Source organism: Pedobacter soli (assembly GCF_900101435.1).
GTDB classification, from domain to species: Bacteria; Bacteroidota; Bacteroidia; order Sphingobacteriales; family Sphingobacteriaceae; genus Pedobacter; species Pedobacter soli.
The window spans coordinates 403864-416156 of sequence record NZ_FMZH01000005.1 but is presented as its reverse complement, the minus strand read 5'-3'; the positions used below and the strand labels follow the sequence as shown (position 1 = coordinate 416156).

The window sequence follows — 12293 nt, the reverse complement described above, 5'->3', positions numbered from 1 at the left end:
CTTTAACCGATATACGCCGGAGCCTGCTTTTCTAAAAATATTTATGATTTCTACTGTTTAGTGGGCCATCAAACAGGGGATCAAAAAAGATTAGCCAAACTTACGAAGTCTAACCAAGCCTTTGGTAATGTGGAGACTTCGTAAGTGATGCGCAAAAAAAAAGGCGTTTTGCATTGCTGCAAAACACCTTTTTAATTTTATGTTGATGGATTAAATGCCGAATGCAGCTTTAACCTGATCTACGTAATCTAATTTTTCCCAGGTAAACAAATCAACAGTAACTGTTTTTTCTTCACCGTTTGGTGTTCTGAAAGTTTTGCTTACAGTTTCTGGCGTACGGCCCATGTGTCCGTAAGCAGCAGTTTCGCTATAAATGGGGTTTCTCAATTTTAAACGTTGCTCAATAAAGTAAGGACGCATATCGAAAATCGATTCTACAATTTTAGCAATCTCGCCATCCGTTTTGCCTACTTTACCGGTTCCGTAAGTGTTGATGTAGATACCCATTGGTTTAGCTACACCGATAGCGTATGATACCTGCACCAAAATCTCATCAGCTACACCGGCAGCTACTAAGTTTTTAGCGATATGACGGGTTGCATAAGCCGCACTTCTATCTACTTTACTTGGATCTTTACCCGAAAATGCACCACCACCGTGTGCACCTTTACCACCGTAAGTATCTACAATGATTTTACGGCCGGTTAAGCCGGTATCGCCATGCGGACCGCCGATTACGAATTTACCGGTTGGGTTAATGTGGTATTCAATTTTATCGTTAAATAAATGCGCATATTGCGGATTGCTTTTAATAATACGTGGGATTAAAATATTTACCAGGTCGGTTTTGATTTTAGCCAGCATCGCAGCTTCTTCATCAAAATCATCGTGTTGGGTCGAAATTACAATCGCATCGATGCGAACAGGTTTGTTGTTATCGTCGTATTCTAAAGTAACTTGGCTTTTTGCATCCGGGCGAAGGTATTTAATTTCGTTGTTTTCGCGTCTTAACACAGCAAGTTCCTGTAAAAGCTTGTGCGATAGGTTTAAAGCCAAAGGCATATAATCTTCGGTTTCGTTAGTGGCATAACCAAACATCATACCCTGATCGCCGGCACCTTGCTCTTCTTTGTTGCTTCTATCTACACCCTGGTTAATATCCTGAGACTGCTCGTGGATAGCAGATAAAATTCCGCAAGAGTTAGCCTCAAACATATACTCGCTTTTGGTGTAACCAATTTTCTTGATTACATCGCGGGCAATCTGCTGTACGTCTAAATAGGTTTTAGATTTTACTTCACCAGCTAAAATAACCTGACCAGTAGTAACCAATGTTTCGCAGGCTACCTTTGATTCCGGATCGAAAGCTAAAAAGTTATCAATTAATGCATCCGAAATTTGATCGGCAATTTTATCCGGGTGACCTTCAGAAACAGATTCTGATGTAAATAAATACGACATTTATTAAATAAATTAATGGTAAATAAACAATTTTATAATTGCCACACCCCTTGGAAACAAGTGGTAAAATGATTGAAAGGAGGCATTAGCAATTTTTTTAAGTGGTTGCAATCCGGTCCCGAAGTGTCGGGATAGCAAATCAATCCACTTTTTTACTGCTGCAAAATTAGCATATTTTCTTTATTTCAAAAATTATAGATTATTTTGTGCATTCAATCTTACACTTTGCACACAAAGATCAATATCCTCTTTATTATCAACCCCATCTCGGGTGGGAGAGGAAAGCTGCGTATCCCCGATTTTATAGATCAATATCTGGACAAGGAAAAGTTTAATGCCAACTTTGTGTTTAGTGAATATGTAGGGCATGCCGGCGAGCTCGCCGACGAGGCGGCTACCAAAAATTTTGACGTAATTGTAGCTGCAGGTGGCGATGGAACGATTAACGAAGTGGCGACCCAGGTGCTTAAACACCATAAAATATTGGGCATTTTGCCACTGGGCTCTGGCAATGGGCTGGCCAGGTTTCTCAAAATCCCTAAAAATTTAAAGCACGCTATTGGCCTGATCAATAATTATAAAACTGATTGTGTAGATACTGCTGAATTTAACCAAAAGTGTTTTTTTAATCTGGCAGGTATGGGCTTCGATGCACACCTGAGTGCTGTTTTTTCGAAAGATAAAAAGCGTGGCTTATCGGGCTATGTAAAATTGGGTTTTAAAGAAGTTTTTAATTATCAGCCACAAACCTATCAGTTAGAGATTGACGGCGTCGCTTATACGCGGAAAGCCTTTGCCATTAGTATTGCCAATTCATCGCAGTATGGTAACGATGTTTACATTGCACCCAATGCTTCGGTAAAAGATGGCTTGCTCGATGTTTGCATTATTAAACCTTTCCCGATAATAAAACTGCCGGTTTTAGGTTATGTAATGTTAAGGGGCACAGCTGAAAGCTCGGATATGATTGAAATTATTAAAGGGAAACACATTAAAATTACCAGAGAAAAGGCGGGCGCAGTGCATGTAGATGGCGAACCTTTACAGATGGGTACGGCGATTGAAGCACTTGTACATCCCTTATCTTTACAGGTAATTGTGCCATAAGGAAGTTTGGAGTTGACAGTTTGCAGTTTGGAACTGATCTGGCTATTAACCATAAACCATCAACCATTGACCAATAAACGTGTGGCGAAGATAAAACTAACCATGAACCATTAGCTATTGACTAATAACCTAATAGCTACTGAACCAATGAACATTTACAATTATGAAACCAAAGAAAAATAGTTTAAGCGATTTGGGTGGAATTATGTATTCTACCAATCCGGATTTTGAATACGAAGAGGAAGTGGATGATACGGTTACGCCAGCCAATAACCAGCAGGATTTTCGGGTAATGCTCGATAAAAAGAACCGTGGCGGTAAGGCTGTAACACTAATTACTGGTTTTAAAGGCCGTAATGAAGATTTAGAAGTACTGGGTAAAATGCTGAAGACCAAATGTGGTGTAGGTGGCTCGGTTAAAGATGGCGAAATCATGATCCAGGGAGATGTTCGGGATAAAGTGATGGGCATTTTGCAAAAAGAGGGCTATAAGGCCAAAAAGGCCGGAGGATAGCATTGGTCTTCTTGGTGTAGCCCGTCATTTCGACTGTAGTGAAACGGAATGGAGAAATCCATCTCGAGATAGATCTCTCCGCTCCGCAATGCTCCGGTCAAGATGACGAGTCTTTTTATTTAGCCTGTCAATGATAGCGAAGTAAAGTACCCTTCCCCCCAACATAAATTCTGTTTAAAACCTTCCTTTTACAAGATTATTCGAGCCATATCCTGTTTTAATATTTCTTAAAGGGTACGATGATCGTCATTGCGAGGAGGAACGACGAAGCAATCTTAATGCGTAGGCTGGTAGCGCTCGTTGTAAGATTGCTTCGTCGGCTGAAAAAGCCTTCTCGCAATGACGAAAACTTTGTATTTTTGCGCCTATGTCAGTTATTAAACCCTCATTAGCAAAAGGTACGCGCGATTTTTCTCCGGTTGAAATGGTAAAACGCAATTTTATTTACGATACCATTAAAACTGTTTTCAAAAAGTATGGCTATGCCGAAATTCAAACTCCAAGTTTCGAAAATTTATCAACCTTAACTGGTAAATATGGCGATGAAGGCGATAAACTGATCTTTAAAATATTAAACAGCGGTGAGTTCCTGAAAGATCCTAAAAAGAAATCTTTCGATTTTGCCGAAGAAGATAACAGCAATAAACTGATTTCTTTAATTTCTGAAAAAGCTTTGCGTTACGATTTAACCGTGCCTTTTGCACGTTACGTAGTGATGCACCAGAACGATATTACCTTACCTTTTAAGCGCTTTCAGGTGCAGCCGGTTTGGCGTGCCGATAGACCGCAAAAAGGCAGATATCGTGAGTTTTATCAGTGCGATGTGGATGTGGTAGGTTCTGACAGCTTATTAAATGAAGCCGAATTTATCTTAATCTATAATGAAGCTTTGGGCAAATTAGGCCTGAAAGATTTCAGCATTAAAATTAATAACCGTAAAATTTTATCGGGTATTGCCGAAATTATTGGTAAACCGGATTTAATTATCGACATGACTGTTGCTATCGATAAACTGGATAAAATTGGTTTAGATGGGGTAAGTAAAGAACTATTAGAACGTGGCTTTACAGAACAGGATTTAGAAAAATTGCGTCCGGTAATTTTGCTGGAAGGCAGTAACGATGAGAAGTTAGCGAGTTTGAAGGAGGTTTTAGCGAGTTCAGAAACCGGGTTAAAAGGTATTGCCGAAATTGAGCAGGTTTTTGGTTATGTAGAAAGCCTTATTGCTTATAGTTTGCCATTAACCGCTAAACTGGAACTGGATATTACCCTGGCCCGTGGCTTAAACTATTACACCGGTTGTATTTTCGAAGTTAAAACCAACGAGGTGGCTATGGGCAGTATTGGCGGCGGTGGCCGTTACGATGACTTAACCGGCATGTTCGGGTTAAAAGATTTAACCGGCGTAGGTGTTTCGTTCGGTGCCGATCGCATTTATGATGTACTGGAAGAATTAAATCTTTTCCCTGCCGCTGCAGAAGTGGGGACTAAAGTGCTCATCAGTAATTTCGATGCAGAAGCCGAAAAATATGCTTTGCCAATTTTACAACAATTCAGAAATGCAGGTATCGCTACTGAACTTTACCCAACTTCGGCCAAACTAAAAAAACAGATGGCTTACGCTGATGCCAAGAATATTCCTTACGTAATTTTAATCGGTGGTGATGAAATGACCAGCGGAGAACTTACACTAAAAGATATGCAAAGCGGTGAGCAGAAAAAATTAACCGTTTTGGGTATTTTGGATTTGATGAAATAGCCTGTTAACCGCAAAGGGCGCTAAGATTTGCGCAAAGAAACGCTAAGTATGTATTCAATATGCAGCTTTGCGCGCTTTGCGATAACTTCTTTTTCTTTGCGGTTAAATAAGTCTTCCAACCCGCAATAAAGCAGGGAAATGCACATCTTTTTCTGCATCATCGCCCCAGGCTTCTTTTAACTCGGTAAACATATATTCCAGTGGGTTGCGTTCATTGGCTTTTTTGTAATGTTGCAGCGCCGACCAGGTATTTAAATAACCAATTAACTGGTTAAAATTCCAGGTAGTTTTAATCTGAAAGTGTGGTGCAACCAACTCTTCAAAAGGGAAAGGAATGGTTTTGTAATTTTCTTCGATATAGCGGCGCTCATTGTCCCAATATTTACCCAAAATATCCTCATACAACTTATGCACGGCTTTATCTACTTTTTTATCAATGTACATAATGCCGTAACCAATTACGGCGAAAAGTCCATCGGGTTTTAGCGTTCTTTTTACCTCGGCATAAAATGCTTCAAAATTAAACCAATGGATGGCCTGCGCTACGGTAATAAGATCGAAACTGTTATCTCCGACCGTGGTTTGCTCTGCAGGTTCAACTTTGTAAGTGATATTGGGTAACTGTAAGGCATTTTTCAATTGATTTTCACTAATGTCTGTGGCATAAACCTTCTCAAAATGCTGCGCCAGTACACGCGCAACCTGGCCGTTTCCCGTTGCGCAATCCCAGGCAGCTTGCTTATTTAGCGTTAACTTAAACAGATAATCATACAGTTCTTGTGGATAGGTTGGCCGGTATATCGAGTAACCTTCGGCCTGGGTAGAAAAGTTATCTTTCATTGTTTAATGATTGAATTTTGCATGTGCGGGTAACAGAGTGGAAGTCTTGGACGTGGCTTCCTCGCTTTCTTTATAAAATTATTATATTTTTGATTAAGAACCGAATTATTGGACCCAATGTTTCATTTGCAATTCAATCGTTCAAAATCCATTCATTCCATATGTCAAAAACCTTTCCTCAGAACGAAATCAAAGATGTAGAATACCGGTTGAAATCAATATTTGGTGGTTCTGTTGGTAATTTGGTCGAATGGTATGACTGGTATACCTATTCGGCTTTTGCCTTGTATTTTTCGCCTGCTTTTTTCCCAAACAGCAATCCAACGGCCCAATTGTTAGATACCGCCGGCATTTTCGCGGTGGGTTTTTTAATGCGGCCAATTGGTGGCTGGTTATTTGGCAGCATAGCCGATAAATTCGGGCGCAAACGCTCCATGACGCTTTCGGTATTGATTATGGCTATCGGATCGCTGATTATTGGTTTGACCCCGGGGTATAAACAGATTGGTATCGCAGCTCCTTTGTTGTTGATTTTTGCGCGGTTAATTCAGGGGTTAAGCACAGGTGGTGAATACGGTACATCAGCCACTTACCTGAGCGAAATGGCTACACGGAAACATCGCGGCTTTTATTCGAGCTTTCAATATGTAACTTTAATTGGCGGGCAACTATTGGCGCTCGGCATTCAGCTGATTTTGCAAAACTGGCTGTTAACCCCTGCTGAGCTACATGAGTGGGGCTGGCGAATTCCGTTTTTTATTGGTGCAATTCTTTCTTTCATTGCGTTGTATTTAAGAAGGCATATTGATGAAACCACGGCATTTAAAAGTAAACAGTCGGCTGATAAAAAAAGTGGGATTGCCGTATTGCTGCAATATCCTAAAGAAGTTTTTACTGTGGTGGGCCTAACCCTTGGCGGAACCATCGCTTTTTATACTTTCAGCACCTACATGCAAAAGTTTCTGGTTAATACCGTGCACCTGAGTAAAGAAACCTCAACCACACTTTCCTTTATTTCGCTACTGGTATTTGCCCTTATGCAGCCTTTGTTTGGTTTATTATCCGATAAAATTGGACGTAAACCTTTACTCATTGGCTTTGGTGTACTGGGCACATTATGTACTTACCCCATTTTAACCAGCTTAACCCACGAAACCAATACCACCATCATATTCTTCCTGATGATAGCTGCATTGATTATCGTTAGCGGCTATACCAGTATCAATGCGGTAGTAAAAGCTGAGCTTTTTCCGGCAGAAATCAGGGCATTAGGGGTAGGTTTACCCTATGCTTTAACAGTAGCTATTTTTGGTGGTACAGCTGAGTACTTCGCGCTTTGGTTTAAAAACATCGGGCATGAAAGTTATTTTTATTGGTATGTTACGGGCTGTATTCTAATCTCGCTCATTTTATACACCACCATGAAAGATACCAAGCATCATTCTAAGATTGAGGATTGATTTAAACAGTGGCGATGCAATCGCCATTCCCGCACATCCGCGTTACAAACGCGGACGATTGAGTCAATCCGTACCTCCGTGGCATTAATTTGTTGCTACAAATAATTACTCACTTCAATCAAATTCATATCCGGATCGCGCAGGTAGATAGAAATAATTTTACCATTGGCCCCTGTTCTTTCAACCGGACCTTCTTCTATTTCGATACACTTTTCTTTAAGTTCTTCCATCACTACACGTATCGGAAAATCGGTAATGAAACATAAATCGGCTGTTCCGGGGGTAGGTTTAAAAGCTTTGGGTTCAATTTCGCTTCCGTGTTGGTGGAGATTGATTTTCTGGTTGCCGAATTTCAGCGCTTTTCTGTTCTCGCCAAACTCAACAATTTCCATCCCTAAGGCCAGGTTATAAAAGCGGCAGGTACTCTCCAGGTTTGACACCGTGAGTACCAGGTGATCTAAATTTTTAATATCCATAACTGTATGTTAGAACTAAAGCCTCCATCTTTTTGTTTTAGTGAGGTATTAAAAGATTTACGCTTTCAATATTTGGTTAATCAAGATTATCGACCAACAAAATAATCAATTTTTATATATTTACCATTATGCAAAACCTGCCTCCTTTAGCCGAACGTATGCGCCCTCAAAATCTCGATGAATATGTTGGTCAACAGCATTTGGTAGGAGAGGGAGCTGTATTACGCAAGGCAATTGAGGGCGGTCAACTGCCATCTATGATTTTTTGGGGTCCTCCGGGTGTGGGTAAAACTACGCTGGCTTACATTATTTCACAGGCGCTCGACCGGCCATTTTTTAATTTAAGTGCAATTAACAGCGGGGTGAAAGATATTCGCGAGGTAATTGATCGCGCGGCACAGTTGAAAGATAGCTTTTTGGGTTTACCCATTTTGTTTATTGATGAGATTCACCGCTTCAGCAAATCGCAACAAGATAGTTTATTAGGTGCCGTAGAACGCGGATTGGTTACTTTAATTGGTGCTACTACCGAAAATCCATCGTTTGAAGTGATTTCCGCATTGCTTTCGCGCTGTCAGGTGTACATTCTAAAATCACTTACCGAAACTGAACTGGTAGGTTTATTGCAAACCGCCATTAAGAAAGACAGCATTTTAGCAGAAAAGAAAATTACCATAAAAGAGCACGAAGCGCTGATCCGCTTATCGGGTGGCGATGCACGAAAACTGTTAAACGTACTCGAAATTGCCATTAATGGCATCGGTGGGAATAAAATGGTGCTTACCAACGAAAATGTATTGGCCCATGCACAGCAAAACCTGGCTTTGTACGATAAAGCCGGCGAGCAGCATTACGATATTATTTCGGCTTTTATCAAGTCCATCCGCGGTAGCGACCCCAATGCAGCGGTATACTGGCTTGCCCGGATGATAGAAGGCGGCGAAGATCCTTTGTTTATTGCCCGAAGGTTGTTGATTTTATCCTCAGAAGATATTGGTAATGCCAATCCCAATGCCCTGTTGCTTGCCAATAATTGTTTTACAGCCGTTAATGTAATTGGTTACCCCGAAGCGCGCATTATTTTATCGCAATGTGTTACCTATCTGGCCAGTTCGCCTAAAAGCAATGCCGCTTACGAAGCCATTAACCATGCTCAGGCTTTGGTTAAACAAACAGGTAATTTGCCTGTACCATTGCATATCCGCAATGCACCGACCAAGCTGATGAAAAACATTGGTTATGGTAAAGATTATCAATATTCGCACAGCTATGATGGTAATTTTTCACCACAGGAGTATTTCCCTGAAGAGTTGAGCGGAACTAAACTATACGATCCGGGGAAAAATGCTGCCGAAGAAAAGCTGCGTGAAAAGCTAAGGCAGAACTGGAAAGACAAATACAATTACTAGTGTAACATTTCATTCATTACTGATACTAATAACTAAATTAGTAATTAACCTAAACAAATATGCTGAGTACTTTTTTAAGTCACCAAAGAAAATCTTTTTGGCGTTCACGAAATAAAGGCGGAAGTATTGCAACACAAATCATCATTGGTTTTTTTATGCTCTATTTCCTCGTTATTGCCGTAGGGGTTGGTTTCGGTATGACGATCTTCCTGCCCAAGATTTTTCCTAATCAGAATGTTATGACGAGCTTTAACGGAATAATTTTATATTATTTCGCATTCGATTTCCTCATGCGTTTGCAATTGCAGGATATCCCAACGCTGAGTATCATCCCGTACCTGCACCTTAAAATTTCAAAGCGTAAAATCATTAACTTTTTAAATGCAAAAGCGCTTTTTTCAGCATTTAATGTTTGGCCGCTGTTTTTATTTTTCCCATTCATATTTCTCAAAATTGGAGCTGTAGAAGGGCCTCTGGTAGCATTGATGTATGTTATTGCCATTCTTTCGATCATGGTGTTTAACAACTATTTTGTGCTGTACCTTAAACGGAAATCGATTACAAACATACTTTTTACCCTGATTGGTCTGGCTATAGTGGGCACATTTGCTGCTTTAGAGTATTACAAAGTAATTTCCATCATGGCCGCTTCGAATTTTGTTTTTAGTCAAATGACAACCAGGCCATACCTGGGGCTTATTTTTCCGGGAGTTGCTGCGGCGATGTTTGTGATCAATTCCAACTATCTGCGCCGCAACCTGTATGTAGAAGAAATGGGAGCCAAACAGGAGAAAAAAGTAAGTACCGATTACCCTTTCTTAAACCGTTTTGGCAAAGCTGGAGAATTGGCTGCCCTCGAACTTAAATTAATATTAAGGCATAAACGCCCGCGTTACTCCGTAATTATGGGCGCAATCTTCCTGTTGTATGGCTTTCTTTTTTATAAAGCACCCTACATTGCAAGCGATTCGTTTGCCAAAATGATTTTTGCAGCCATTTTTATGACCGGTTTTTCTATCCTGAGCTACGGTCAGTTTATGTTTGCCTGGCAGAGCTCGCATTTTGATGGGCTGCTCATTAATAAGATTGATTTTAAAGACTACATTAAAGGTAAATTCCTGCTTTTTACGATAATATGTACCATTGTAACCATTTTGGCCAGTTTTTACGCATTCTTAAGTCCGAAACTTTTGTTGCTGCACCTGGCCGCTTACTTATACAACATAGGCTTTTGTACGGTTCTGGTTTTGTATCTGGCTACTTTCAACTACAAAAGGATTGATATTACCCGCAGTGCAAGCTTTAACTTTCAGGGCATGGGTGCTACGCAATGGATTCTGATGATTCCTTTTGTCTTGCTCCCTTACCTCATTTATTTGCCATTCGGGTACTTAAACAGGCCATACCTGGGTTTAATGGCTATTGGTTTCTTCGGCCTGGTAATGCTGGCCATGAGAAGTTACTGGATAAACTACATTGCCAAAAAATTAGAATTAAAACGTTATAAAATAGCCGAAGGCTTTAGAGAATAATTATGATTTTAGAAGTTAAGAATTTACAAAAAGTTTATGGCGATAAAACCGTTGTAAACATCGATGATTTACAAATCGTAGCTGGCGAAACTGTTGGTTTAGTAGGCAATAACGGTGCAGGTAAAACAACTTTCTTCAGGATGCTTTTAGATCTGATCCGTCCTACGCAGGGAGAAGTGTTGTCCAAAGGCGAAAATGTAATGCACAACGGCGATTGGAAAAATTACACTGCCTCTTTTTTGGATGAAGGCTTTCTGATTGATTATTTAACGCCCGAAGAGTATTTTATATTTATAGGCAGTTTGCATAACATGAGTGTGGCCGATGTTTCGGCATACCTGACGCAGTACAGCGAGTTTTTCAATGGCGAAATTTTAAATAGTGGCAAATACATCCGCGATTTTAGCAAAGGAAACCAGGTTAAAGTTGGTATTGCAGCAGCATTAATGCAAAAACCCGAGATTTTAATTTTGGACGAACCTTTTGCCAACCTCGATCCAACCACGCAAATCCGCTTAAAGAATTTACTAAAAGCGCAGGCAGGCAATATGACTACCTTTATTTCCAGTCACGATTTAAATCACGTTACCGATGTATGTCACCGTATTATTTTGGTTGAAAAAGGAAGAATAATTAAAGATTTTAAAACAGACGAAAATACCTTGCAGGAATTAGAAAGTTATTTCTCTGCCTAGTTTTTGTACTAAGAATGATACAATGCGAAAGCGTTTGCCCAAAAGCAGACGCTTTTTTATTTGGAAAAATATTCTTTTTAGGGCTATTGGTTAAAATTTAGCCGAAAATACCGATGGTGTAATTTTTGGCATTGTGTTTGAATAGAACGAGTAGAAATTATAAATCTAGATTATTATGAGTATTTCAAAAGTAAGAATAGCGACATTAAGTATAGGGTTAGCAGTGGGTTCGATGGCATTCCAAAGCTGTGATAGTTTAACTAAAACACAAAAAGGAGCCGGAATTGGTGCTGCAGCTGGTGGTGTTATTGGTGCCTTAATTGGTAAGAAAGCTGGTAATACTGCTGTTGGTGCTTTAATTGGTGGTGCTATTGGCGGTACGGCCGGAGCGTTTATCGGTCGTAGAATGGACAGACAGGCAGCCGAAATCCAAAAAGCAATTCCTAACGCTGAAGTTATTCGTGAGGGTGAAGGTATCATTGTAAAATTTGATAGTGGTATTTTATTCGATTTCGATAAAACTGCGTTAAAAGATGCTGCTAAAACCAATATTCAGAGTTTGGCTTCGTCGTTAAATCAATATCCCGATACAGATATCAAGATTATTGGTCACACCGATAGCAAAGGTACCGAACAATATAACCAGGGCTTATCTGAAAGAAGAGCTGCTGCGGTTAAAGCTTATGCGGTTTCTCAAGGTGTGCCGTCAAGCCGTTTAGTTACCATTGGTAAAGGTTTTTCAGAGCCGATTGCCGATAACGAAACTGATGCAGGTCGTGCGGCAAACCGTCGCGTAGAGATTGTAATCGTTGCTAACGATGCATTAAAAGCTACTGCGCAAAAACAAGGATAATATCGCAATTTCCCTCTACCTATGAGGTCATTATATATGCAACCCTGGTGTACATCCGCCAGGGTTTTTTTGTGCTTTGTGGTATCCGCGGTATTATAATTTATGGTGTCATCCTGAGCCTGTCGAAGGACCTTAGTCAACCCTTTCAATTCCCAGTTTGATTCCTGGTTTGGTGGCCCACCAAACC

At 40.3% G+C, this 12293-nt stretch carries 11 protein-coding genes; 8 read left to right on the top strand and 3 right to left on the bottom strand.

Annotation, left to right across the window (positions count from 1 at the left end):
* Positions 1-210: 210 nt before the first annotated feature.
* A complete protein-coding gene (metK, locus tag BLR37_RS13825) occupies positions 211-1461 on the bottom strand; it encodes a methionine adenosyltransferase (RefSeq protein WP_039477070.1) in 1251 nt (416 codons plus the stop codon).
* A 225-nt stretch (positions 1462-1686) separates the two neighbouring features.
* On the opposite strand from metK, the gene BLR37_RS13820 reads away from it, so the two are divergent.
* From BLR37_RS13820 to hisS, 3 genes are all read left to right on the top strand, one after another.
* Positions 1687-2568, top strand: a complete 882-nt coding sequence (locus BLR37_RS13820) for a diacylglycerol/lipid kinase family protein (RefSeq protein WP_244154662.1) — start codon at positions 1687-1689, stop codon at positions 2566-2568.
* Positions 2569-2731: 163 nt separating this feature from the next.
* On the top strand, positions 2732-3082 hold the full coding sequence (locus tag BLR37_RS13815; protein ID WP_090769477.1) for a translation initiation factor: 351 nt from the start codon (positions 2732-2734) through the stop codon (positions 3080-3082).
* A 367-nt stretch (positions 3083-3449) separates the two neighbouring features.
* A complete protein-coding gene (gene hisS, locus BLR37_RS13810; RefSeq protein ID WP_090769475.1) occupies positions 3450-4841 on the top strand; it encodes a histidine--tRNA ligase in 1392 nt (463 codons plus the stop codon).
* Positions 4842-4943: 102 nt separating this feature from the next.
* On the opposite strand, the gene BLR37_RS13805 is transcribed toward hisS, so the two are convergent.
* Complete coding sequence (locus BLR37_RS13805) at positions 4944-5681, bottom strand: class I SAM-dependent methyltransferase (RefSeq protein ID WP_090769473.1); 738 nt, start codon at positions 5679-5681, stop codon at positions 4944-4946.
* Between the two features lie 161 nt (positions 5682-5842).
* Here BLR37_RS13805 and BLR37_RS13800 point away from each other — a divergent pair, with 161 nt between their 5' ends.
* Positions 5843-7141 carry an MFS transporter gene (locus BLR37_RS13800; RefSeq protein ID WP_090769470.1) on the top strand — a complete coding sequence of 433 codons (1299 nt, stop codon included), beginning with the start codon at positions 5843-5845 and terminating at the stop codon, positions 7139-7141.
* 95 nt (positions 7142-7236) lie between these two features.
* Here the strand turns inward: BLR37_RS13800 and BLR37_RS13795 are convergent, their stop codons facing one another.
* Positions 7237-7617, bottom strand: coding sequence for a VOC family protein (locus BLR37_RS13795; RefSeq protein WP_090769468.1), 381 nt, complete (start codon positions 7615-7617; stop codon positions 7237-7239).
* 128 nt (positions 7618-7745) lie between these two features.
* On the opposite strand from BLR37_RS13795, the gene BLR37_RS13790 reads away from it, so the two are divergent.
* The 4 genes from BLR37_RS13790 (at position 7746) to BLR37_RS13775 (ending at position 12106) form a co-directional block, all read left to right on the top strand.
* Positions 7746-9026: a replication-associated recombination protein A gene (locus BLR37_RS13790; RefSeq protein ID WP_090769466.1), complete on the top strand. Its 1281-nt coding sequence runs from the start codon at positions 7746-7748 to the stop codon at positions 9024-9026.
* A gap of 59 nt (positions 9027-9085) precedes the next feature.
* A complete protein-coding gene (locus tag BLR37_RS13785) occupies positions 9086-10558 on the top strand; it encodes a DUF5687 family protein (protein ID WP_090769464.1) in 1473 nt (490 codons plus the stop codon).
* Between the two features lie 2 nt (positions 10559-10560).
* Positions 10561-11253 carry an ABC transporter ATP-binding protein gene (locus BLR37_RS13780; protein ID WP_039477092.1) on the top strand — a complete coding sequence of 231 codons (693 nt, stop codon included), beginning with the start codon at positions 10561-10563 and terminating at the stop codon, positions 11251-11253.
* A gap of 175 nt (positions 11254-11428) precedes the next feature.
* Positions 11429-12106, top strand: coding sequence for a YiaD family glycine zipper/OmpA-like lipoprotein (locus BLR37_RS13775; RefSeq protein ID WP_175632721.1), 678 nt, complete (start codon positions 11429-11431; stop codon positions 12104-12106).
* The last annotated feature ends 187 nt before the right edge of the window (positions 12107-12293 follow it).

Excerpts from the sequence above, each read along its gene's own strand:
- metK (WP_039477070.1), bottom strand. The coding sequence starts at position 1,461 with ATGTCGTATTTATTTACATCAGAATCTGTTTCTGAAGGTCACCCGGAT.
- BLR37_RS13815 (WP_090769477.1), top strand. The coding sequence starts at position 2,732 with ATGAAACCAAAGAAAAATAGTTTAAGCGATTTGGGTGGAATTATGTAT.
- hisS (WP_090769475.1), top strand. The coding sequence starts at position 3,450 with ATGTCAGTTATTAAACCCTCATTAGCAAAAGGTACGCGCGATTTTTCT.
- BLR37_RS13805 (WP_090769473.1), bottom strand. The coding sequence starts at position 5,681 with ATGAAAGATAACTTTTCTACCCAGGCCGAAGGTTACTCGATATACCGG.
- BLR37_RS13800 (WP_090769470.1), top strand. The coding sequence starts at position 5,843 with ATGTCAAAAACCTTTCCTCAGAACGAAATCAAAGATGTAGAATACCGG.
- BLR37_RS13795 (WP_090769468.1), bottom strand. The coding sequence starts at position 7,617 with ATGGATATTAAAAATTTAGATCACCTGGTACTCACGGTGTCAAACCTG.
- BLR37_RS13790 (WP_090769466.1), top strand. The coding sequence starts at position 7,746 with ATGCAAAACCTGCCTCCTTTAGCCGAACGTATGCGCCCTCAAAATCTC.
- BLR37_RS13785 (WP_090769464.1), top strand. The coding sequence starts at position 9,086 with ATGCTGAGTACTTTTTTAAGTCACCAAAGAAAATCTTTTTGGCGTTCA.
- BLR37_RS13780 (WP_039477092.1), top strand. The coding sequence starts at position 10,561 with ATGATTTTAGAAGTTAAGAATTTACAAAAAGTTTATGGCGATAAAACC.
- BLR37_RS13775 (WP_175632721.1), top strand. The coding sequence starts at position 11,429 with ATGAGTATTTCAAAAGTAAGAATAGCGACATTAAGTATAGGGTTAGCA.